The following is a 22,308-nucleotide window of genomic DNA, read 5'->3' on the forward strand; positions in this document are numbered from 1 at the left end:
ACCGGAGTCATCCGGGTGCCGAGTGTTCTGTCTTGTGCTGCTGTGAAGAGGGGAACGTCCCATGTCCGTGAAGTCCCGTCGATCCCTGCTGCTCGCGTGCGGCGCGTTCCTCGCGGTCACCGCCGTGGCCGTCCCAGTGGTCGTCGGCACGGCGTCGGCGGACCCGGCGTCGGCCAACCAGCCGCGGATCGTGGGCGGCGACAAGGCGTCCCTTTCCGACCACCCGTACGCGGTCTACCTGACCGACGCGGGCGGCAACCAGTTCTGCGGCGCGGTGATCGTCAGCTCCACGGCGGTCGCGACGGCCGCGCACTGCGCCAAGGCGGTCTCGAAGCAGGACGTCCGCGTGGTTGAGGGCCGGGAGGACAAGCGGACCGACGACGGCGAGGCGCTGAGCGTCTCCAAGATCTGGATCAGCACCGGGTACAACGACCCGACGCAGGGTGACGACATCGCCGTGCTGACCGTCCGCGGCCAGCTCGACTACCGGCCCGCGAAGCTGCCGGACAGCGAGGACGTCTACCGCACCGGCACGAAGGCGACGGTGCTCGGCTGGGGCCGGGTCGCCGACGGCGGCGCCCGCTCCGACTACCTGCGCAGCGCCCAGGTGCCGCTGGTCTCGGATTCGGAGTGCAGCGCCGACTACAACGTCTACAACAGCAAGTCCATGGTCTGCGCCGGGTACGCCGACGGCGGCATCGACGCCTGCCAGGGTGATTCGGGCGGCCCGCTCGTCGTGGGCGACACGCTGATCGGGATCGTCTCGTTCGGCGACGGCTGCGGCAAGGCGGGCAAGCCGGGTGTCTACACCCGCGTCTCGGCCTACGTCGACGACATCCGGGCCCAGGCCAAACAGCGCCTCTTCTGAGCGTGGTAAGCAGGGGTATGCCGACCCTGCACGACGCGTCCGGACCCGAGCTCACCGCCGCCCAGCTGCACGACATCCTCCGCCTGCGCGTGGACGTGTTCGTCGTGGAGCAGAAGGCCGCCTATCCCGAGCTCGACGGCCGTGACCTGCGGCCGGACACCCGTCACCTGTGGTTCGAAGACGCCGGCGGCGTCACCTCGTACCTGCGGGTGCTCGCCGACCCGGGTGGTGTCCGCCGCATCGGACGGGTGGCCACGGCCGCGACCGCCCGCGGCCGGGGCCTCGCGGCCCAGCTGATGGACGCGGCCCTCACCACCCCCGGCGAGTACGTCCTGGACGCGCAAACGTACGTCCAGGGTTTCTACGCGCGCTACGGCTTCGTCGCGGAAGGCGCCGAGTACACCGACGAAGACGGCATCCCGCACATCACGATGCGCCGCCTCCCGCGGTAAGGCTCAGGCGGTCGCGCCCCGCGGCGCGGTCGCCGTGATCACCTTCACCGCACGGTCCACATCGGACTCCGTGAGGTCGGCCCGCGCGGTCAGCCGCAGCCGGGAAACGCCGTCCGGCACCGACGGCGGCCGGAAGCACCCGACCCGGATGCCCTGCTCGGCACACGCCGCCGCCCAGGCGACAGCCGTCTCCGCCGAAGGCGCCTGGATCGAGATGACGGCGGCGTCCGGCACACTCGCCTTCAACCCCGCCGCCTTCAGTGACATCGCGAGGTTTCCCGCGTTCTCGAGGACCTTCTCCGCCAGCCCCGGCTCTTCCTTGAGCGCGTGCAACGCGGCCAGTGCGGCGGCCGCGCTCGCCGGCGCCAAAGCGGTGTCGAAGATGAAGCTGCGCGCCGTGTCCACGAGATGCTTGATCACCCGGCGCGGCCCCAGCACCGCGCCGCCCTGCGCGCCGAGGGACTTCGACAGCGTCAACGTCGTGACGACGTCGGGCGCGCCCGCGAGCCCGGCCGCGTGCACCGCGCCACGGCCGCCTTCGCCGAGGACGCCGAAGCCGTGCGCGTCGTCGACCAGCATCGCCGCGCCGTGCGCACGGCAGATCCCGGCCAGCTCGGCCAGCGGCGCGAGGTCACCGTCGACCGAGAACACCGAGTCCGTCACCATCAGCGCCCGCGGCTTGCGCCGGGTCGCGAGCGCGTGCTTGATCGCCGACGGCGACCCGTGCGCGACCGCCGCGACGTCCGCCCGGGACAGCCGGCAGCCCTCGATCAGCGACGCGTGGATGTACTTGTCGGTGACAATCGCGGCTTCGGACCCCGAAAGCGCCGTCACCGCGCCGAGGTTCGCGGCGAACCCGGAGGAGAAGACGAGCGCCGCCTGCGTGCCGCAGAACCGCGCGAGCTCCATTTCCAGCTCGGTGTGCAGCTCCGTCGACCCGGTGACCAGCCGGGACCCGGTCGAGCCGGCGCCCCAGCGGAGCGCGGCGGCCGCGGACGCCCCGGCGACCCGCTTGTCACGGGCCAGCCCGAGGTAGTTGTTGCCGGCCAGGTCCAGCTCGTCGCTCTGCGCGGGACGCGGCCGCAGCTGCCGCACGAGCCCCGCGTTCGCCCGCTTCTCCGCCTCGGTGTCGAGCCAGTCGAAAACCTCTTCGGGCGGGAGCGTCGGCGGCGTAGTCACGTCCCGCAGTCTCGCATCCGGGCCCGGCACAACGGGGAAGCGGGCCCGGAAACGCCGGAAGCCCCGGACCACGAGGGTCCGGGGCTTCCGAAGGGAAAACTCAGCTGTCGTAGCCGCGACGCGGGCCACGGCTCGGGCGGCCGTAACCGCCGCCGTTGCCCGAGCGGGGCTGACGGCCGCGGCCACCGAAGCCGCCGGGACGGCCTTCGCGGTGGCCGGAGCCTTCGCGGGAACCCTGGTGGTACCCGCCGCGGTCGCCCCCGCGGTCACCACGGTCGCCGCCGTAGCTGCTGCCACCACGGTCGCCGCCGCGGTCACGGTCTCCGCGGTAACCACCGCGGCTCGAGCCGCCGAAGCCACGGTCGCCGCGGAAGCCACCGCCGCCGCGACGCGGGTTCTCGCGCCGCCGCTCGATGACCGGCTCGCCGCTGGGCTCGCGGGCCCCGGTGATGCGCGACAGCGCGTCGTCACCCGGACGGACCATCGTGGACTCGGCGCGGACGCCGGCCCGGTCGGTCATCCGCTTGACCATCCGGCGCTGGTCGTTGGTGACCAGCGTGACGACCACACCGGACGCGCCGGCGCGCGCCGTGCGGCCCGCGCGGTGCAGGTAGTCCTTGTGGTCGGCCGCCGGGTCGACGTGCAGCACCAGCGAGATGTCGTCGACGTGGATGCCGCGCGCCGCGACGTCCGTGGCGACGAGCACCGGCGAGTGGCCTTCCTTGAAGTCGGCCAGGACGCGGTTGCGCTGCCCCTGCGTCTTGCCGCCGTGCAGGGCTTGCGCGTTCACGCCCTGCTCGCGCAGCCGCTCGGTGAGGCGGTCGACGTGGTGCTTGGTCCGCACGAACATGATCGTGCGGCCCTCGCGGGCGCCGATCTGCGTGATGATGTCCTGCTTGTCCTGGTGCGAAACCTGGAGCACGTGGTGGTCCATGGTGTCGACGCTCGCGGTCGACGGCGCGACCGAGTGCGTGACCGGGTCGCTCAGGTACTGACGCACGAGCCGGTTGACGTCACCGTCGAGCGTCGCCGAGAACAGCAGGCGCTGCCCACCCGGCGGGGTGAGGTCCATGATCTCGCGGACCTGCGGCATGAAGCCCATGTCGGCCATCTGGTCGGCCTCGTCGAGGGCGATGAAGTTGCAGTCGCCCAGGTGCGCGGTGCCCTGGCGGACGTGGTCCGACAGCCGGCCCGGGGTGGCGATCAGCAGGTCGACACCGCGGGAAAGCGCGTCGGCCTGGCGGGTGAAGGCCATGCCGCCGACGGCGGTGCGGCACCACAGGCCGAGGGACTTGGCCAGCGGGGTCAGCGAGTCGGCCACCTGCATGGCCAGCTCGCGGGTCGGGACCAGGATCAGCGCGCGGGGGCGCTTCGGGCGGGCCTTGCCGCCGTCGAGCCGGGCCAGCATGGCCAGGCCGAAGGCGAGGGTCTTGCCGGAGCCGGTCTGGGCGCGGCCCAGCACGTCGCGGCCGGCCAGCGCGTCCGGGATGGTCGCGGACTGGATCGGGAAGGGGGTGGTGATGCCCGCCTCGGCCAGCGCGCGGAGCAGCGGCTCCGGCAGGCCCAGCTGGGCGAAGGTCTTGGTCGCCACGGTCTCGACCGCGTCGTCGCGCAGCATGTCCCCGCCCGCGGGCCGCTGGCGCGGCTTGCGGTCGGGACGGTCCGCGCGCGCGGACGTCGAGGACGGACCGGAGTTGAACGTGACTGTCACAAATGCCTCTCGGACGTGGTTCGTCGCAAGGAGGCCCGGGCTCCCCGCGCGCAGGCACGGCAAGATGGTGTGCGGTGGGCGTTCACAAGGACGGACCCGGCACACTGTGTCTTGCGCTTTCCGACACTGCGCGCCGCTGGGGGGTTACGGATCACCGCGAGCCATTCGGTGGCTCTGGAGGCGACGGACACCAACTCATCCACGCCGCCGGTTGCGGTCTGTACATACTGTACCCGAGCCGGAGCTGGGACTACGCATCGAGGTCACCGGTTGTGGGCGGCGTCGCAGACGTGTTCCGCGCCACATCCGCGCCGCCGCCCCGCGATCACCCGAGCCCGGCCGTCGTCGCCAGCTCCGCCAGCAGCTCATCGGTCCTGGTGACGTCCTCGCCGAGGCCCCGGCCGTGGAACCAGCCGGCCAGGTTGCGCACGTCCCGCGCCAGGAACTCGACCCCGCCGGGGTTGGCCACGACGTCGACCACCTGGGGCAGGTCGATCACCACCAGCCGGCCTCGGTGCACGAGCACGTTGTACGCCGAGAGGTCGCCGTGGGCGAGCCCCTCGGACGCGAGCAGCTCGAGCGCCGCGGTCGCCTGGTGCCAGAGGTCTGTGAGTTCCACCGGGTCCGGGCGTGCCTGGGCCAGCCGGGGTGCGGCCGTCCCGTCGTCCTCGCCGACGAACTCGAGGAGCAGCTCGGTGCCGTTGCGCTGCACCGGGTACGGCACCGGCGCGCCGAGCGTCCACAAGCGACTCAGGGCGGCGAACTCTGCGACGGCCCACTGTTCGGCGATGAGGTTGCGGCCGAACGCCGTGCGGTGCTCGATCGCGCGCATCTCGCGGGAGCGGCGCATCCGCCGCCCTTCGAGGTACCCCGCGTCGCGGTGGAACAGCTTGTGTTCGTCGCTGCGGTAGCGCTTCGCGGCGAGCAGGGCTCCCGGCGTGCCGGGCAGGCCACGCCGCAAGAGGTGGACATCGGCCTCCTTGCCGGTCTTGAGGACGCCGAGGTCGGTGTCGACCGCGGCGAGCTCGGTGACCACCCAGTCCGGCCGGGGGAGCGGGCCGTGTTCGGCGTCGTCCCAGGTGGACCAGCGGTCGGCGTCGTCGGGCAGCTGGTTTTCGGTGTAGGCGTCGTCGCGCAGCTTCGCGAGGCGGACGCGTTCGCCCTCGGTCAGCCGCCCGCTGCGGGTGGGTTCGGGGTCGTCTTCGAACCGCGCCGTCCGGCGGCGGGTGGTCCGGGGGTCTTCTTCGTCGAGCCGAGCTCGGCGGCGTCCGCTGCCGGCCGGACGGTGTTCGTCGAACAGGTCGAAGTCTTCGAAGTCGTGCTGGCGCACTGGTGGGGTTCTCCTTGGTCAGGGATGCCCCACCGGGCGCGTGGTCAGCCTCGGGGGGCGGGTGGGCGAGGGCGCGGAAGGGCCCGGACAGTCATCACGAGTCGCACCTCCTGCTCTTCCCACTCCGGCTCCCTGCCGGATGCGCTTCAGCTTGCCGGACCGATCCGGGGCCGCGCAACCGAATAGCACGAACGGACCGTTCGCGCCCTTTCCTTGTATTCGGCCCGCCGCCGTGGTCACGATGAACGGGCAAGCCGAGCGAGGAGGGGTGGATGGATTCCTACGACGTCGTGGTCGTCGGTGGCGGTCACAACGGGCTGGTGGCGGCCGCGTACCTGGCGCGGGCGGGCCGGTCGGTGCTCGTGCTCGAACGGCGGGGCGAGACCGGCGGCGCCGCGGTGTCGTTCCGCGCGTTCGACGGGGTCGACGTCCGGCTGTCGCGCTACTCGTACCTGGTCAGCCTGCTGCCCAAGAAGATCATCGCCGACCTCGGCCTCGACGTGCGGCTGAAGCGGCGCCGGATGTCGTCCTACACACCCGCCGGCGACTCGGGTCTCCTTGTCGACACCGGCGACGACGCCCGGACGGCGGCGTCGTTCCGCGCGCTCACGGGGTCCACAGCGGACTTCGCGGCGTGGCAGCGGTTCTACGAGCTGACCAGGCGCGTCGCCGAACGCACTTTCGGCACCCTGACCGAGCCTCTGCTGTCCGAAGTGGACTTCCGGGACCGGGTCGGCGACGAAGAAGCGTGGTCGACGCTGTTCGAGCGGCCGATCGGCGAGGCGCTCACGGCGTGGTTCGGCGACGACACCGTGCGCGGAGTCGTGCTCACCGACGCGCTGATCGGCACCTTCGCCTCGGCAGGCGGAGCGGACCTGCGGCAGAACCGGTGCCTGCTCTACCACGTGATCGGCAACGGCACCGGCGACTGGGACGTGCCGGTCGGCGGCATGGGCGCGGTCACCGGCTCGCTCGCGGCGGTGGCGGCCGCGGCGGGCGCGCGCCTGGTGACCGGCGCGGAGGTGCTGTCGCTCGACCCGGACGGCGAGGTGCGCTACCGCCGTGACGACACCGAGCACGTCGTGCGGGGCGGGCACGTCCTGGCGAACGTCGCGCCGGCCACCCTCACGCGGCTGCTGGGCGAGGAGCCGCCGGAGCGGCCCGAAGGCGCCCAGCTGAAGGTGAACATGGTGCTGTCGCGGCTGCCGAAGCTGCGTGACCCGGCCGTCGACCCGGCCGAGGCGTTCGGCGGCACGTTCCACGTCAACGAAACCTTCGGCCGGCTGGAAACGGCGTACCGCGAGGCGGCGGCGGGGCAGATCCCCACGCTGCCGCCGTGCGAGATCTACTGCCACTCGCTGACGGACCCGTCGATCCTGGGTCCGGCCGAGCGCGCGGCCGGCGCCCAGACCCTCACCCTGTTCGGCCTGCACATGCCCGCGCGGCTCTTCGAAGGGCGCAACGAGGAGGCGCGCGAAGCGGCGTTGCGCGCGACGCTGGCTTCGCTGAACAGCGTGCTGGCCGAGCCGATCGAGGACTGCCTGCTGACCGGGCCGGACGGGAAACCCTGTGTGGAGGCGAAGACCCCGCTCGACCTGGAGGCCGAGCTGGGCCTGCCGGCCGGGCACATCTTCCACCGGGACCTGTCCTGGCCGTTCGCGCAAGATCCGGGCCAGGCGGGCAGGTGGGGCGTCGAAACGGCGCACGACCGCGTCCTGCTGTGCGGCGCGGGCGCGACGAGGGGAGGTGGTGTCAGCGGCATTCCGGGCCACAACGCGGCGATGGCGGTGCTGGGCCTTCCCGGTCGGTGATCCCCATTTGTTTTCCATACGGCGGATATCCGGTCCGCGGGGTCAACGACTCCCGGCCGCCATCTCCCTCCGGAGATCGCCGAGGGTGCGTGCGGCTCACCGCGCACTGCCGCGTGCCACTTCAAGATCGACCGCGCAATGGGCGACTGGCTCACCACTCCGTGACGCGAGGTTCGCGCCGCCCGAAAGGGTCAACCGCCGTGTTCGGCGCACAGGCAGCCGACGCCCGGCTCGATCCACTCCTGCCCGGCCCACTCCGGGTGCCGCTCCAGCAGCAGGGCCCGGACTTCCGCGACGATCTCCGCCTGCGCCATCGCGGAGTCGCGTCGTCGCCAGGTCTCGTCGCGCAGCTCGCGCAGGTAGTCGCGGACGTCGGTGAGCACGGCGCCGCCGCCGACCTCCCCGTGGCCCGGGACCACCACCCGCGGCTCGTCCGCCACCAGCCGGTCGAGGACCGTGAGCCAGCCGATGCCGGAGACGTCCGCGTCGTGCGGCGGGAACCACGGGAAGATCGCGAACTGCCCGGTTTCGGCCAGGTCGCCGGTGAACAGGACCCCGGCGTCCGGCACCTCGACGACCTGGTCGCCCTTCGTGTGCCCGCGGCCGGTGGGGCGCAGCCGGACCGTCCGGCCGCCGAGGTCGAGCTCGTGCGTGCCGTCGTAGACGACGTCGGGCGCCGGCACCCGGACGCCGTCGAGGCGCCGGGCGATCACCTCGCCGAGGCCGCGGAACATCTCCAGGTAACCCGGGCCCTTGGTGCTCAGGTCGTCGGCCTGGGTGCGGTTGACCAGGTAGGTGGCCTCGCCGGCGAACACCTGCGCGCCGAACGCGTGCTCGGGGTGGAAGTGCGTCGTGGTCAGGTAAAGGCGACGGCCCTTCGCCACTTCGGTCGCGAAGGCGAGGACCTCCGAGGCGTTGGCGGTGCCGATGCCGGTGTCGACGACCAGGACGGCGTCCCGGCCGCCGACCACGCCGATGTTGGGCACCAGGTCGACGTGGTCGTTCGGGATCACGAGCAGGTCCGGGGCGAGCTCGCGGGCGCCGCCGACGCGGACGGCGGGATCGGTCGGTTCGGTCATGCCCCGATTCCACCGCCGGGGCGGCGCTCCCGTCCAAGACCGGTTGTGCGGAGCCGATACCCGGCGAATATCGTCGCCGGTCATGGAGCTACGCACGCTTCGGTACTTCGTGGCGGTCGCCGAGGAACTCCACTTCGGGCGTGCCGCCACGCGGCTGCACATGAGCCAGCCGCCGCTGAGCCGGGCGATCAAGCAGCTGGAGGCGGACGTCGGCGCCGTCCTGCTCGTCCGGTCCGCCGCGGGGGTCGCGCTCACCCCGGCCGGGGCCGCGCTGCTGGCCGAAGCGCGGGCGCTGCTCGACCACGCCGATCAGGCGCGGGTGCGCGTGGCCGCCGCGGCCGGCGCCGCGACGCTCACCGTCGGCATCCTCGCCGACAACGCCGACCCGGGCGCGACGCGCCTCGCCGACGCCTACCGCCGCCGGCACCCCGAGGTCGAAGTCGTCGTCCGCGACACCGACCTGACCGACCCGACCTGCGGGCTGCGCGCCGGGCTGGTCGACGTCGCCCTGACACGCGGGCCGTTCGACGAGACCGGCCTGACCGTCCGGCAGCTGCGCGCCGACCCGGTGGGCGCGGTGCTGCGCGCCGACGACCCGTTGGCCCGCCGGGAAAGCCTGGTGCTGGCGGACCTGGCCGGCCGCCGCTGGTTCCGGTTCCCGGACGGCACCGACCCGGTCTGGCAGGCGTACTGGCACGGCGGTGAACCCCGCGACGGGCCGGTGGTGCGCGCCGTGCAGGAGTGCGTCGGGGCCGTGCTCTGGAACGGCACCGTCGGCCTGATGCCGCTGGGGCACCGGCCGCCCGGGGAGCTGGCCGTCGTGCCGCTGACCGACCTGGCGCCGAGTCCGGTGGTCGTCGCGTGGAAGGACGCCGGACCGCTGGTCAGGTCGTTCGCCGGGCTCGCGACGGCCGCGTATCAGACCACCGGCGGACGCCGGACGTCGTAGAGGTCCCAGTCCAGCTGCCAGAACGCGTCGATGCCGTGCTCGCGGATGTACTGGCGCTCGGTGTCGTGCACGGGGTAACAGCCGGCGATGCTGATCGGCGGGCCGCCGAGGTCGATCAGCGTGTACTGGTGCGCGTCCAGGCCCGCGGGCGCCGAGACGGCGAACGCCGTCATGCCGGACTCCGGCGCGATCGGCTGCCCGAAGTCGATGGTGTCGCCGTAGACGAACGGGCAGGTGCCCCGCAGCTGCTCGGCGAGGTAGCCGATGGCCAGCGCCCACACCGGGTCGTCGGACCGGACGCTGATCCACAGCTCCGGTCTCACGCCGTGCCAGTCGGGGTGGTCGGCCAGCGAAAGCCCGTACGTCGCGCCGGTCAGGTAGCGCGGTTCCGGCTCGTCGGCGTAGACGAACGCGATGACGTCGTCGAGCTCGGGATGGGTGGACGGGATCGGCTGCAGGCGGGCCTCGGTGTCCCCGGTCAGGGTGTCGAGATGGGCGAAATACCGCTCGGCACGGCTCGGCATGGCGCGCAGCATACGACCCGCCCGTCGAGCCGCGGTGGTGCGCCGTTGGCCCGGGCGCGGCAGTTTCGGGCAGGGTGGGGGACATGCGAGTGCTCGTGATCGGAAGCGGAATCGGCGGCGCGGCGACGGCTTGGCACCTGGCGGGCCGGGGCGCGGAGGTGGTCGTGGCGGACGCGGCGCGCCCGGGGACGGCCACCGAGGCCGGCGCCGGCATCGTCAGCCCCTGGACGTCGCGCTGGGAAGACGCGCTCTACCCGCTCGCGGCGGCCGCGGGCCGGTACTACCGCGAGTTCACGGCGGAGGTCGAGGACTCGTCGTTCGAGGTCGTCGGCGGGATGATCGTCTCGGCCGACGAGGCCGAGCTGGCCGAAGCGCACGCACGCCTGACGGCGCGGGCGGTGGACGCGCCGGAGATCGGCGAGATCCGGCGGCTCGGCCCGGACCAGGCCCGCGAGCTGTTCCCGCCGCTGGCGCCCGGGCTGAGCGCGGTCCACCTGGCCGGCGCCGGCCGGGTCGACGGCCACCGGCTGCGTCGCGCGCTGCTGTCCGCCGCCGAGCGCCGGGGCGCGAAGTTCGTCGAGGGCGAGGTCGCCTTCCGGGCCGACGGGACGGTCGCGAGCCCGGCCGGCCCGCTGGAGGCGGACAGCGTGGTGGTCGCGGCCGGCGCGTGGAGCCGGGAGCTGCTGGCGCCGCTGGGCGTCGACCTCCCGGTGACGCCGCACCGCGGCCAGATCAGCCACTTCGACCTGCCGGACACGGACACGGCGGCGTGGCCGGTGGTGCTGCCCCGCACCAGCCACTACCTCCTGGCCTTCGGCGGCGGCCGCGTGGTGGCGGGCGCGACCCGCGAGGCGGAGGCCGGCTTCGACTACCGCGTGACGGCGGCCGGTCAGCGCGAGGTGCTGGACAACGCGCTGACGGTCGCCCCGGGCCTGGCCGACGCGACCTTGGCGGAGACGAGGGTGGGCTTCCGCCCGGGCACCCCGGACGGCTTGCCGATCCTCGGCCTGCTGCGCCCGGGCCTGGCGGTGTCGACGGGCTTCGGCGCGGGCGGGCTGACGAACGGGCCGTTCGCGGGAAAGCTGGTGGCGGCGCTGGCGCTGGGCGAGGACCCGGGCTTCGACCTGAGCCCGTTCGCCCCGGACCGGTTTTGAGCGAACTCCGCCTTCGCCGCGCGACGGAGTCGGACATTCCGGCATTGCTGGCAATCCTCGACGGCGCGAGCGTCTGGCTCGGCGGGCGGGGGACCGACCAGTGGGCGGGTGCCCGCTGGCGCGCGGACGAGCTGCGCCCGGACCTCGCGACGGGCGGGTTGCGGGTGGCTGAGAACGGCACTTTCCCCGCGAAAGAGGCGTGCTCCGGCGACCCCGTTGCGACCATCACCCTCGGCGAAACGCCCGCCTCCCATTGGCGGCCCGAGGACGACCCCGCTTCCGCGCTCTACCTCAGCCACTTCGCCGTCGACCGGGCTCTCGCTGGGCGGGGCGTCGGTGCCTGGTTGCTCGACAAGGCCGCCAGGGAAGCCGCGCAGCGCGGAAAGCGGTCGCTGCGGCTTGACGCCTGGACCACCAACACCCGCCTGCACGCGTACTACCGGAGTCAGGGCTTCCGGCTCGTGCGGATCGCCGCGGACAGCCTCTCCGGCGCCCTCTTCGAACGGGCCGTCAGCCCTCCGTGACCAGCTCCAGCGCGTGGTCGCCGGTGCGCTCGACCGTCAGGCCCGCCTTCGTGATCACCTTCACCAGCTGGTCCACAGTGGACGGTTCCGCCCGCGTCTCGGCCAGCACCCGCGCCAGGCGGCCCTTGTACGCCTTGTTGAAGTGGCTGACCGTCACCCGCTCGCCGCGGGCGTTCTCCGTCACCACGCGGACCGTCACCGCGTCCGGGCGCAGCTTCGCGAACGCCGAATACGTGCCCGACCGCAGGTCCACCACCAGCCCCTCGACCTGCTGCAGCACCGGCTCGAGAACCGGCTTCCACAGCCCGCGGACCGTCCCGACCGACGGCAGCGCGTTCCCGCCCGACAGCCGGTACGCCGGGATCGGGTCGGTCGCCGAGACCACCCCGAACACCGACGACGTCACCGCCAGCCGCCGGTGCGCCTTCGCCAGGCCCGCCTTCGTGAAGCTCTTCACGTCCAGCGCGTCGTACAGCACCCCGGTGTAGCGGCGCAGCGCCGGCATCGTCGGCGACGACCACAGCTCCGCGTTGCGCGCGACCTCCCCGGCCTGGCGCTCGGTGATGCCCAGCGCCGCGATGCTGGCCGGGACGTCCTGGGCCAGCTCGGCCAGCGCGTCGACGAGCTTCGCGCGCGTCGGGTTCAGCTCGGGGAACGACAGCGCGCCGAGGTCGAGCGCGCCGCCGCGGCCGCCGTCAGCCTTGGTTTCGGAAGGGGGGAGGAGCACCAGCACGCATCGAGCGTAAATCGGGGTGCGCGGCCGCCGTCGCCCGGCCTAGCCTCGCGGGATGGACCTGACCTGGCGCCCGTTGACCCTCGACGACGTCCCCGCGCTCACCCGCCTGTACGCGGCGGCCGAGGAAGTCGACCGGACGGGTGAGCACCTCAGCGCCGACGACCTCCGCGAGGAGCTCGAGGGCCCCAACGTCGACCTGGCCCGCGCCACGACCGGCGCCTGGGCGGGCGAGCGGCTCGTCGGGTACGGCCTGGTCCGCCGCCGCGACGCCGCGAACCCCGTGCACATGGTCCGGCTCCAGTCGGTCGTGCACCCGGCCTACCGCGGCGCCACGGTCGGCGTTCACCTGGTCGAGTGGTTCGGACGCACGAGCCGCGAGGTCAGCGAGCGTGTGTTCCCCCGGGCGCCGCTGGAGCTGCACCACGGCATCCACCAGAACGAACGCTGGATCGCCGGCGTCCTCGCCGACGCGGGATACACGCACAACCGGACGATGGTCAACATGCGTGTCGGCCTCGCAGATCTTCCACCGCAGCCGCCGCTGCCGGAGGGCGTCGAGGCGGTGCCGTTCGAGTTCAAGCACGACCTCGCGGTGCTCGACGCCCGCAACGACACCTTCGCCGGCCACTGGGGCAGCACGGTCTACGAGCCCGACGCCTGGCGCCACCTCGTGACCGGCTCCAAGGACTTCCGCCCGGACCTGTCGTACCTCGTCCTCGACGGCGACAAGGTCCTCGCGTTCGTGCTGAGCCACTTCTACGCGTCCGACACCGAGGTGACGGGCATCCGCGAGCACTACGCCAGCTGGGTGGGAACGAGGGAAGTGTTGCGCGGCCGCGGTGTCGCGTCCGGGTTGCTGGGCCACGTGGTGCTGGCGGCGAAGGCGGCGGGCTTCGACCGGTCGGCGCTGAACGTCGACGTCGACAACGCCCACCGCGCGCTGGGTGTTTACGAACGGTGCGGATATCGCGTCGACGACGAATGGCACGTGTACGTGCTGTCCTGAATTCGGGACGCCCCACCGCCGATCGGGGAATGGACGGCATTCGTACGATCGCTTCATGAAGCCGACTTCCGCTTCCCCGGGTTCGAGAGCACTTGCCGCTTCGCTGCGCGAAGTCCGCGAAGCGCGCGGTAAAGGGCTTCGCCAGCTCGCGCGGATGGTGCGGATTCTGCCGCAGTTGTTGTCGGCGTGGGAGAAAGGGCAGCGCAGCCCCAGCCCGGAGGACGTGGCCCGCCTGCTGGGCGCTCTTCAGGTGGACGACGCGACCTACCACCGCATGATGCGCCTGGCCAGACGCGCCAAGGACGACAACTGGCTCGATTCGAACCCGTCGGACCTGCCGCCCGCCTTGAGCGGGATCGTCGAGTACGAGCGCACCGCAACGAACATCACGAACTGGGAACCGGCGATCTTGCCAGGCCTGCTGCAGACCGCCGACTACGCCCGGGCGATCCTGAGCAATTCGGAAATCAGCCTCCAGCAGGCCGATTCGATGCTGGTGGCCCGGCTGAACCGGCAGCGGATCCTCACCAAGGCTGATCCGGTACGTCTTGCCGTCTTCATCAGCGAGATCGCGATCCGAGAACAGGTGGGCGGTCCGGATGTGATGTCAGACCAGATCGATTACTTGCTCGAAGTGGTGGATCGGCCCAACATTTCGCTGCGTATCGTGCCTGCGAACATCGGCTACCATCCGGGGTTGCTGGGCTCGTTCATCCTTTACGAGTTCGCGGCTCTGCCGCCGATCGTGCACCTGGAGAACTCGCACGCCACGGCATTTCTGCTCGATGAAGAGGTTGTCCGGCGCTATCGGAAGCAGGCTAAGCTGCTTAGTGGCAAGGCATTGACCGAGGACGCCACCCGGGCACTGCTGCGGGAGGCGGCACGATGAGCGCGGAGGCCGCCGCATGGACCACATCACCTGGCGCAAGGCGAGTTACAGCGGCACCGAGTCCAATTGCGTCGAGGTGGGCTGGCGAAAAGCGAGCCACAGTGGCGGTCAGTCCAACTGCGTCGAGGTTCGGGTTGATCTCTCCGTGGGCGTCCGGGACACCAAGGCCCGGGAGCACGGCCAGCTGACCGTGTCCCGCGCCGCCTGGACCGCCGCCGTCACCGCTCTACGAGGTTGAGCAGCTCCTCTCCCGTCACGTACCTCCGCAGCTGCTCCGCCGCCAGCTTCTTCGCGCGCGGATAAAACGACGCCGACCCACCCGCGATGTGCGGGGTGATGACCACGCCCGGGACCGTCCACAGTGGATGGTCCGACGGCAGCGGCTCCGGGTCGGTCACGTCGAGGCCGGCGCGCAACCGTCCGGCCCGGGTCTCGGCCAGGAGCGCCGCTGTGTCGATCGCGGTGCCGCGGCCGACGTTGACCACGAGGGCGTCGTCGGGCAGGGCCGCCAGCTCGTCGGCGCCGATCAGGCCACGCGTCGACGCCGTGTCCGGCAGGATCAGCACCACGATGTCGGCCTCGGGCAGCAGCGCGGGCAGCTCGTCGACGCCGTGGACGTCCTCCGCCGGCCGCGCGCGGCTCGCCACCCGCGTCACCACGGCTTCCGCCGCCACCAGCTGTCGTTCGATGGCCTGGCCGATGGAGCCGTGGCCGACCAGCAGCACGCGGCTGTCGGCGAGGGAGCGCGTGTGCTCGCGCTTCCACTCACCGCGCGTCTGCTGCGCGAACCACCGCGGCAGGTCGCGCTGCGCCGCGTGGATCAGGGCGAGCGCGTGCTCGGCGACGCTCAGGTCGTGCAGCCCCCGCCCGTTCGCCAGCCGGACGTCCGGCGGCAGCAGCGGCACGAGCGTCTCGACGCCGGCCGACAGCGACTGCACCACCCGCAGCGACGGCAGCCGTTCGACCAGCTTCGGCGGCTCCGGCCCGCGGTCGTAGGGGAGCACGTAGAACTCGACGCCGTCGAGCTCGGCCGGCGGGGCTGCGACGCCGTCGTAGTAGGCGGCCTCGACCCCTCGGGCACGGCGATGTCGGTCCACGGCAGCAGTACACGAGCGCTCATGCCGCCTTTCTACAGGCAGCTGCGCGTCGGTCACGAATCCGTGGGATGTGTCGGCTCCGGATGCGGATCGGCGTAGTCGTCCGGCGGCTGTCCGGCGAATTCGTCGAACTGCCGGACAAGAGTGACGGAACTGCGGGAGGTGGCGATAAGCCTTTCGTGACCGCGTCCCAGTTCCGAGTGTTCCTGCGCGCCGCTCCGTGGCTGTTGGTGGCGCTGGCGGCCGGTCTGGCCGTCCGGATCGGGCTGTCCGCCGAGGACGGCCTCACCGCGCTTTCCGACACCCGCATCTACCGCGACGGCGTCGTGGCGTGGGTGCACGGCAGCGACCTGTACACCACGGTGCTCTACAGCGGCGCCAACCCGGCGCACTACACCTACCCGCCGTTCTCCCTCCTGCCGTTCGGGCTGATCCTGGCCTGGTACCCGCTGGGCGCGTTCGTGCTCACCGCCGGCACCGCGGCCGCGATGTTCCACATCCTGCTGCTGGTGCTGGGACGGCTGGCGCCGTCGCTGCCGCACCGCGCGCTGGTCGCCGCGGTGGGCACGGTCGGCGCGTTGCAGCTCGAACCGCTGGTCAGCACGCTGTTCTGGGGTCAGATCAACGTGTTCCTCCTCTGGCTCGTGGCGGTCGACTGCCTGCACCGCAACCCGCGCTGGCCGCGCGGCCTGCTGGTCGGGATCGCCGCGGCGATCAAGCTGACGCCGTTCGTGTTCCTCCTGTATTTCCTCCTGGGCCGCCAGGTGCGTCCGGCGGTGGTCACGGTGGCGGGGTTCGCGGCGTGCACCGGCCTCAGCTGGCTCGTCGCACCGCACGACTCGCTGGTGTACTGGACGCGGGCGATGTGGGACCCGACGCGCATCGGGAACGTCGCGCTGCCCGGCAACCAGTCGTTGCGCGGGTTCGTCGCGCGCCTCGGCCTTTCGGCGGGTGCGGCCTCCTTCCTGTGGCTGGTGCTGGCCGCGGTCGCGACCGTGTTGACGGCGGTGGTGGTGGTCCGCTTCCGGCGCATCGGCAGCGACGTGCCCGCCTGGCTGGCGGCCGCCGCGCTCGGCACGCTGGTGTCGCCGATGTCGTGGACCCACCACTGGGTGTGGCTGGCCCCGCTGCTGACGGCGGCAACGGTGTGGGTCGCCCGCGCCCCACGCCTCGCGGTACCGGCGGTGGTAGTCGCCGGCGGCACGGCGCTGTTCGCCCCACCCGAGCGGTTCCCGGCGGGGCCGGACACGGCGTGGTGGACGCATGTGGCGGGGGAGAGTTACGTGGTGCTGGGGTGCCTGGTGCTGGTGGCGCTGGCGGTGCTGCCGCGGCGGTTCCTGCCTGGTGGACCGCGCCGGGAGGTGCTTGCGGAGGGACTGCTGCCGGACGAGCCTGTGGCGGTGCCTGGCTAGGTCGGGAGGTGCCGGGTGGCTGCCGAGCTGCGCCGGCTTCGGGCAGGCTTGATGCCCGGCTGGCGCGCATCAGCCTGGGCACCCGCTGCCGACCGCACCGAAACCCGCGGCCCCGTGCTGCGCGGGCCGCCGCCAGCCGCGCCGAAACCTGCGGCCGCTGTGCTGCGCGGGCCGCTCCCGGCCACGCCGACCTCTGCCGGCCGCGCCGGAATCCGCCACTCGCGCCAGCGCGGTCCCCGCCACCGCCGCATCCCAGGCCGCCGCGACGACCCCAGCCTCCGGAACCCGCCCCGCTACCCCACGCAGAACTCATTCCCCTCCGGATCGGTCAGCACAGTCCAAGCCAACCCCGGCACCTCATGCTCAGCCACCTCCTTCGCACCCAACCCCACGAGCCTCCCCACCTCCTCCGCACGATCGCCGCCGCGAAAATCGATGTGGACCCGGTTCTTGCCCGGCTTCGGCTCCGGGACCCGCTGCAGCGCCAGCGGGAGCCCGCCCTCCGTCGGGGCCAGGATGAGGAACTCGCCTTCGTAGTCCTGGTCGACCTTCGTGCCCAGGGCGGCCGTCCAGAACTGCGCCAGGCCGCGCGGGTCCGCGCAGTCGATCGTGATCATGCCCATGTGGATCGTCATGCCCCCGAAGCTAGCCGCCACCACCGACAAAAACCGGCCGCCGAGTAACCCGTTGGAGTCACGGCCGGGGGATTGACTACCCTGAGCGGGACTTTCACACCCGCCCGGAGCAGGGAGACCCGCAGTGATCACCAGGACTTCGTCGTTGTTCCTTCGCACGTTGCGTGAGGACCCGGCGGACGCCGAGGTGCCGAGCCACCGGCTCCTGGTGCGCGCCGGCTACGTCCGCCGCGTCGCGCCGGGCGGGTACTCCTGGCTGCCGCTGGGCCTGCGCGTGCTTCGCCGCATCGAGAACGTCGTGCGCGAAGAGATGAACGCCATCGGCGCGCAGGAGATCCAGTTCCCCGCGCTGCTGCCGAAGGAGCCCTACGAGGCCACCGGCCGCTGGACCGAGTACGGCGACGCCCTCTTCCGCCTGAAGGACCGCAAGGGCGCCGACTACCTCCTCGGCCCGACGCACGAGGAGCTCTTCGCCCTCACCGTGAAGGGCGAGTACAGCTCGTACCGCGACTACCCGGTCACGCTCTACCAGATCCAGACGAAGTACCGCGACGAAGCGCGCCCCCGCGCCGGCATCCTGCGCGGCCGCGAGTTCGTCATGAAGGACTCCTACTCCTTCGACCTCGACGACGAGGGCCTCGAGCGCTCCTACCAGGCCCACCGCGCCGCCTACACGAAGCTGTTCGACCGCCTCGGCCTCGAGTACGTCGTGGTGAAGGCGACGTCGGGCGCGATGGGCGGCTCGGCGTCGGAGGAGTTCCTCGCGGTCGCCGAGACCGGTGAAGACACCTACGTCCGCAGCACCGAGTCGGGCTACGCGGCTAACGTCGAAGCGGTCGTCACGCCCGCCCCGCCCGCGCAGCCGATCGACGGCCGGCCCGAGGCGCAGGTGCACCACACGCCCGACACGCCGACCATCGAGACCCTGGTCGACTTCCTCAACAACGCCGGCCTGGGCCGCACCTTCACCGCCGCGGACACGCTGAAGAACGTCATGCTCAAGACGCGTCAGCCGGGCGCGAAGGAGTGGGAGCTCGTCTGCGTCGCGCTCCCCGGTGACCGCGAAGTGGACATGAAGCGCCTCGAAGCGTCGCTCGAGCCCGCCGAGGTCGCGCTGCTCGAAGAGGCGGACTTCAAGGCGAACCCGTTCCTCGTCAAGGGCTACATCGGCCCGAAGGCGCTGCAGGACAACGGCGTGCGCTACCTCGCCGACCCGCGGGTCGTGGCCGGCACCGCCTGGGTCACCGGCGCGGACAAGCCCGACCACCACGTCGTCGACCTGCTCGCCGGGCGCGACTTCACCCCGGACGGCACCATCGAGGCCGCCGAGGTCCGCGAGGGTGACGCGTCGCCGGACGGCCACGGCACCCTGGTCGCCGCGCGCGGCATCGAGATCGGGCACATCTTCCAGCTCGGCCGCAAGTACGCGGACGCGTTCGAGCTCGACGCGCTCGGCCCCGACTCCAAGCCGATCCGGATCACGATGGGCTCCTACGGCGTCGGCGTCTCGCGGCTGGTCGGCGTGCTCGCCGAGCAGAACCACGACGAGCTCGGCATCATCTGGCCGCGCGAGGTCTCGCCGTTCGACGTGCACATCGTCATCGCGGGCAAGGACGAGACGGTCGCGGCCGGCGCCGAGAAGATCGCCGCCGACCTCGACGCGGCGGGCATCGAGGTCATCCTCGACGACCGCAAGGCGACGCCGGGCGTGAAGTTCGCCGACGCCGAGCTGGTCGGCGTGCCGACCATCCTGGTGGTCGGGCGCGGGCTGGCCAACGGGGTCGTCGAGGTCAAGGACCGGCGGACCGGCGAGCGCGAGGAAATCGCGGTCGACGCCGTCGTCGAGCACCTGGTCAAGCTCGTCCGGTCCTGATGGGCCCGTTCTCCCGGCGCTCTGACGACACGACACCGGGGTACGAGGACAACGCGGCGCTCCGCGGGTTCGGCGGTTACGAACCCGCGGACGCGCCGGAGCCGCCGCGCGCGGCGCCGAAGCGGATCCGTCCTGCCGCGAAGCCGTTGAAGTGGCGGCGGGCGCCGTGGTTCGGGCTGGTGCTCATCGCGCTGGTCGCGGGGGTGCTGAACGCGCTGGGCGTCGGCAAGTCGCACCGGCCCGCCTCGACGCCGGTGCCGCGGACGCCGGTGGTCGTGACGCCGTCGCCGCGGGTGGTGGTGCCCGCGGCGGTGAGCGGCTGGCAGTCCGTCGCGGCGCGCGACGGCTCGTACGCCTACGACGTCCCACCGAACTGGGAACCGGCCCCGACCACGCTGCACGGCTGGGACGAACCGCCGGTCCGGCTGGTCACGAGCGCGTTCCTGCGCCGGGACTTCTGCGGCCGGGACGACCTGGGCGGCGCGGGCGTCACCACCGAGCCGGTCGGCGACCCCGAGACGGCGGCGCGCAAGGCCGCGACGGACCTGGCGGCGGGCGCCTACGGCGGGACGTTCCCGGGCGGCCCGGGCGAGGACGCCGAGCTGACGAAGTCCGACGGCACGAAGGCTCCGGCCCGGATCGTGGTCGCAGAAGTGATTCCGTCGGACACCGGCGAGTGCGCGGCGAAGCACGCGCTGGTCGCGACGCTGGCGTTCGGCAACGGCAGCACCTCGGGGGTCGTGGTGGCCTATGCCGACAGCGATCGCGCCGGGCCGTCGATTCGCGAGGACCTGGTGCGGATCGTGCGGAGCTACCGGTTCGTGCCGGCGGCGGACCGGTCCACGACCACCCCGCCGCCGACCACGCGCCGTTAACGCTTCCGCGCCAGCTTCGCCAGCTCCCGCAGCCGCACATCCGGCAGATAGGCCCGGCTCAGCGCCAGCCCGATCCGCGGCAGGTCGGCCTCATCACGGAACGCCAGGTACAACGGAACGTGCCGAGGCTGGAACTTCGCCTTGAACGCGTGCAGCGAGCGGAACCCGTAGTACGGCTCCATCACGCGCCCCAGCGACTCCAGCACCCGGTCCACCGGACGCGCCGGGCCGCCGGAGGCGCTCCGGGCCAATGGGGCGCCCGACAGGGACACGAACCTTGCGCCCTCCGCGCGGAACGCCATGCACGCCGACGCGATCAGGAACTCCATCACCGGACGGAAACCGTGGGGACTGCGGCGCATGACGTCCAGCGTCCAGCCGCCCACCTTGCCCGCTCCCGTGTACACCGGGAGCCACGATGTCACGCCGTGGACCGTGCCCTCCGCGTCCACCGCCAGGCCGACGCGGGTCGCCGGGTCCATCGCCTCGTCGAGGCCGCCGAGGGTGAAGCCCATCTCCGGCATCGCCTTGTCCGCCATCCACTCCTCCGACAGCGCGCGGACCTGGGCGAGAATGGGTTCCGGCTGGTCGGCCAAGCGGACCAGCCGGAAGTCGATGTCCTGCTTGGCGGCCTTGTTCAGCGCGGACCGGACGTCCTGCCACGCCTTGCCGCGGAACTCCAGGCCCTCCAGGTCGAGCACGTTGTCCTCGGCCACCTGGACGTGCTGCCAGCCGAGCTCGCGCGTCGCCTCGACCGTCGCTTCCGTCGCCGAGAACACGCACGGCACCAGGCCGGAGTTCTCGCACATCGCCGTGAACTCGTGGACCGTGGCCGCCGCCGTGCCGTCCGGGGCGATCGGGTCGCCGAGTGCCACCGCGACCCCCGCGTGACGGCGGTAGGCGAGGTACGAACGGCCGTCTTCGCGGACGAAGTACGTGTTACGCGGCCAGGTTGTCATCCACGACAGCGTGCTTCCGCCGTGGCGCCCCAGGAGCGTGCGGGCCAGCGCCACACCCGGACCCTGCGCGTGGCGGCGCGACCGGCGCCGGGAAGGCACCCGGAAGGCGTGCCGGGCGGCGATCAGGACACCCAGCTCGACCGTCCACAAGAGATTGTCCACGAAGAACAGCGGCAGGCCCGTGGTGTCGTAGTCCGCGCCGAAGACGTCGGCCAGCCCGATGACCGTCGCGGCCGCGAGTCCTTGCAGCGTCACGAAAACCGAGAGCGCGACGGCCCACCGCCACGCGACGCGGCCGCCCTTGCGCAGCCCGTTGAGCATCGGCACGACGAGCAGCGCCAGGACCGCCAGCTCCGGCGCCGACAGCGAAACCCCTTCCGTGGAGCCGAACGGGCCGTCGCCGGGGACCAGGAACATGACCACTTCGGCGATGGTGAGCAGCAGCAGGCCGGCGACGGCCAGCAGCCGCCACTCGCGCGGGTTGGGCCCGGCCGAGGGCGCCCGCCGGTTGCCGACGAGCCGGTTTCCGAGCGGGATGGCCAGCAGCAACGCGAAGAAGTGCACGAGGTCGGCCAGCGTGCCGACGTAGACGATCGCGACGCCGGCGTACACGCAAAGCCCGGCCCGCAGCCGCAGCGCCCACGGCGGCCGCAGCGTCGCGCTGGCGACCGCGACCGCGGCGAGCGCGCCGCCGGAGAAGCCGACGTCGAGGCTGCCCGCCATGCGCTCGGCCCACAGCCAGCCGGAGTTGCGGCACAGCGCGAGGAACTGGGTCGCGACGAGCACGGAGACGAGCTGGCCGCCGATGGTCACGGCCATCGCGCGGCGCGTCCCCAGCTGCCACTCGGCGAAGCCCGCGAAGAGCGCGAAGGTGCCGACCATCGGCAGGTAGTACCAGGGGATGACGGCGAAGAACGGGCCGACGACCATCGTCCACCACCGCCCGACCTCCAGCGACGGCAGTCCGTAGGCGACGAACGGGTAGGCCGCGCGATCTTCGGCGGCGCTCCACAGCGCCCCGGTCGCGACGGCCAGCACGAGCATGGCGAGCACAACACCGCTGGTGAACGGCAGGCGCTGTCTCAGCACCGCCACCGTCGTGTGGATGCGTCCCCCTCCGGCGGGCCCGGCCGCCGACGCTGCTTCAGTCATGAAGAAGAGTCTTGCGAGCCGCGCCGCCGCGGACATCCGACGGCAGAGCGAGATTTCCCCTAGGGGAGTCGTCCCTTCGGCTGAGGGACATCC

Annotated in this window: 20 protein-coding genes and 1 pseudogene; 12 read left to right on the plus strand and 9 right to left on the minus strand. The window is 72.5% G+C overall.

The window, feature by feature from the left end; genetic code table 11:
* Positions 1-61 precede the first annotated feature (61 nt).
* Together ACZ63E_RS34055 and ACZ63E_RS34060 are read left to right on the plus strand one after the other, a co-directional pair.
* Positions 62-868 (plus strand): S1 family peptidase, encoded by an 807-nt coding sequence (locus ACZ63E_RS34055; RefSeq protein WP_465340315.1) that lies wholly within the window; start codon positions 62-64, stop codon positions 866-868.
* 17 nt (positions 869-885) lie between these two features.
* Entirely contained in the window at positions 886-1,320 is a 435-nt protein-coding gene (locus ACZ63E_RS34060; protein ID WP_465340316.1) for a GNAT family N-acetyltransferase, read from the plus strand.
* Between the two features lie 3 nt (positions 1,321-1,323).
* Here the strand turns inward: ACZ63E_RS34060 and ACZ63E_RS34065 are convergent, their stop codons facing one another.
* From ACZ63E_RS34065 to ACZ63E_RS34075, 3 genes are all read right to left on the minus strand, one after another.
* Positions 1,324-2,499, minus strand: coding sequence for an 8-amino-7-oxononanoate synthase (locus tag ACZ63E_RS34065; protein ID WP_465340317.1), 1,176 nt, complete (start codon positions 2,497-2,499; stop codon positions 1,324-1,326).
* Between the two features lie 100 nt (positions 2,500-2,599).
* Positions 2,600-4,210 (minus strand): DEAD/DEAH box helicase, encoded by a 1,611-nt coding sequence (locus ACZ63E_RS34070; protein ID WP_465340318.1) that lies wholly within the window; start codon positions 4,208-4,210, stop codon positions 2,600-2,602.
* A gap of 325 nt (positions 4,211-4,535) precedes the next feature.
* Positions 4,536-5,540 carry a serine protein kinase RIO gene (locus ACZ63E_RS34075; RefSeq protein ID WP_465340320.1) on the minus strand — a complete coding sequence of 335 codons (1,005 nt, stop codon included), beginning with the start codon at positions 5,538-5,540 and terminating at the stop codon, positions 4,536-4,538.
* A gap of 272 nt (positions 5,541-5,812) precedes the next feature.
* Between ACZ63E_RS34075 and ACZ63E_RS34080 the strand changes: the two genes are divergently transcribed.
* Positions 5,813-7,351 carry a phytoene desaturase family protein gene (locus ACZ63E_RS34080; RefSeq protein ID WP_465340321.1) on the plus strand — a complete coding sequence of 513 codons (1,539 nt, stop codon included), beginning with the start codon at positions 5,813-5,815 and terminating at the stop codon, positions 7,349-7,351.
* Between the two features lie 191 nt (positions 7,352-7,542).
* Here the strand turns inward: ACZ63E_RS34080 and ACZ63E_RS34085 are convergent, their stop codons facing one another.
* Positions 7,543-8,430: an MBL fold metallo-hydrolase gene (locus tag ACZ63E_RS34085; RefSeq protein WP_465340322.1), complete on the minus strand. Its 888-nt coding sequence runs from the start codon at positions 8,428-8,430 to the stop codon at positions 7,543-7,545.
* 82 nt (positions 8,431-8,512) lie between these two features.
* Between ACZ63E_RS34085 and ACZ63E_RS34090 the strand changes: the two genes are divergently transcribed.
* Positions 8,513-9,379, plus strand: a complete 867-nt coding sequence (locus tag ACZ63E_RS34090; protein WP_465340323.1) for a LysR family transcriptional regulator — start codon at positions 8,513-8,515, stop codon at positions 9,377-9,379.
* Here the strand turns inward: ACZ63E_RS34090 and ACZ63E_RS34095 are convergent.
* Positions 9,349-9,903, minus strand: coding sequence for a suppressor of fused domain protein (locus ACZ63E_RS34095; RefSeq protein ID WP_465310702.1), 555 nt, complete (start codon positions 9,901-9,903; stop codon positions 9,349-9,351). The genes ACZ63E_RS34090 and ACZ63E_RS34095 overlap by 31 nt on opposite strands.
* 83 nt (positions 9,904-9,986) lie before the next feature.
* Here ACZ63E_RS34095 and ACZ63E_RS34100 point away from each other — a divergent pair, with 83 nt between their 5' ends.
* Positions 9,987-11,057: an NAD(P)/FAD-dependent oxidoreductase gene (locus tag ACZ63E_RS34100; protein WP_465340325.1), complete on the plus strand. Its 1,071-nt coding sequence runs from the start codon at positions 9,987-9,989 to the stop codon at positions 11,055-11,057.
* Positions 11,054-11,581 (plus strand): GNAT family N-acetyltransferase, encoded by a 528-nt coding sequence (locus ACZ63E_RS34105; protein ID WP_465340326.1) that lies wholly within the window; start codon positions 11,054-11,056, stop codon positions 11,579-11,581. The genes ACZ63E_RS34100 and ACZ63E_RS34105 overlap by 4 nt, the downstream gene beginning before the upstream one ends.
* Here ACZ63E_RS34105 and yaaA read toward each other — a convergent pair.
* Positions 11,568-12,314, minus strand: coding sequence for a peroxide stress protein YaaA (gene yaaA, locus ACZ63E_RS34110; protein WP_465340328.1), 747 nt, complete (start codon positions 12,312-12,314; stop codon positions 11,568-11,570). The genes ACZ63E_RS34105 and yaaA overlap by 14 nt on opposite strands.
* Before the next feature lie 55 nt (positions 12,315-12,369).
* Here yaaA and ACZ63E_RS34115 point away from each other — a divergent pair, with 55 nt between their 5' ends.
* The 3 genes from ACZ63E_RS34115 to ACZ63E_RS34125 are packed head-to-tail and all read left to right on the plus strand — an operon-like array spanning position 12,370 to position 14,450.
* Positions 12,370-13,323 (plus strand): GNAT family N-acetyltransferase, encoded by a 954-nt coding sequence (locus tag ACZ63E_RS34115; protein WP_465340329.1) that lies wholly within the window; start codon positions 12,370-12,372, stop codon positions 13,321-13,323.
* 55 nt (positions 13,324-13,378) lie between these two features.
* The gene (locus ACZ63E_RS34120; protein WP_465340330.1) at positions 13,379-14,212 is read left to right on the plus strand and encodes a helix-turn-helix domain-containing protein; all 834 of its coding nucleotides are present in this window, start codon (positions 13,379-13,381) and stop codon (positions 14,210-14,212) included.
* Positions 14,213-14,228: 16 nt separating this feature from the next.
* Positions 14,229-14,450: a DUF397 domain-containing protein gene (locus ACZ63E_RS34125; protein ID WP_465340331.1), complete on the plus strand. Its 222-nt coding sequence runs from the start codon at positions 14,229-14,231 to the stop codon at positions 14,448-14,450.
* Here the strand turns inward: ACZ63E_RS34125 and ACZ63E_RS34130 are convergent.
* Positions 14,431-15,332: pseudogene (locus tag ACZ63E_RS34130) on the minus strand (2-hydroxyacid dehydrogenase). The gene ACZ63E_RS34125 and the pseudogene ACZ63E_RS34130 sit on opposite strands and share 20 nt — an antisense overlap.
* Before the next feature lie 156 nt (positions 15,333-15,488).
* Here ACZ63E_RS34130 and ACZ63E_RS34135 point away from each other — a divergent pair.
* Positions 15,489-16,721 (plus strand): glycosyltransferase 87 family protein, encoded by a 1,233-nt coding sequence (locus ACZ63E_RS34135; RefSeq protein WP_465340332.1) that lies wholly within the window; start codon positions 15,489-15,491, stop codon positions 16,719-16,721.
* Between the two features lie 293 nt (positions 16,722-17,014).
* Here ACZ63E_RS34135 and ACZ63E_RS34140 read toward each other — a convergent pair whose 3' ends face one another.
* Positions 17,015-17,356, minus strand: coding sequence for a VOC family protein (locus tag ACZ63E_RS34140; protein ID WP_465340334.1), 342 nt, complete (start codon positions 17,354-17,356; stop codon positions 17,015-17,017).
* A gap of 124 nt (positions 17,357-17,480) precedes the next feature.
* On the opposite strand from ACZ63E_RS34140, the gene ACZ63E_RS34145 reads away from it, so the two are divergent.
* Positions 17,481-19,229: a proline--tRNA ligase gene (locus ACZ63E_RS34145; protein ID WP_465340335.1), complete on the plus strand. Its 1,749-nt coding sequence runs from the start codon at positions 17,481-17,483 to the stop codon at positions 19,227-19,229.
* Positions 19,229-20,104: a DUF8017 domain-containing protein gene (locus ACZ63E_RS34150; RefSeq protein ID WP_465340336.1), complete on the plus strand. Its 876-nt coding sequence runs from the start codon at positions 19,229-19,231 to the stop codon at positions 20,102-20,104. Before ACZ63E_RS34145 ends, ACZ63E_RS34150 begins: the two co-directional genes overlap by 1 nt.
* Here the strand turns inward: ACZ63E_RS34150 and ACZ63E_RS34155 are convergent.
* The gene (locus ACZ63E_RS34155; RefSeq protein ID WP_465340337.1) at positions 20,101-22,215 is read right to left on the minus strand and encodes a bifunctional lysylphosphatidylglycerol flippase/synthetase MprF; all 2,115 of its coding nucleotides are present in this window, start codon (positions 22,213-22,215) and stop codon (positions 20,101-20,103) included. The genes ACZ63E_RS34150 and ACZ63E_RS34155 overlap by 4 nt on opposite strands.
* Between the last annotated feature and the right edge of the window lie 93 nt (positions 22,216-22,308).

It is taken from the genome of Amycolatopsis sp. NPDC104819, from assembly GCF_055583145.1.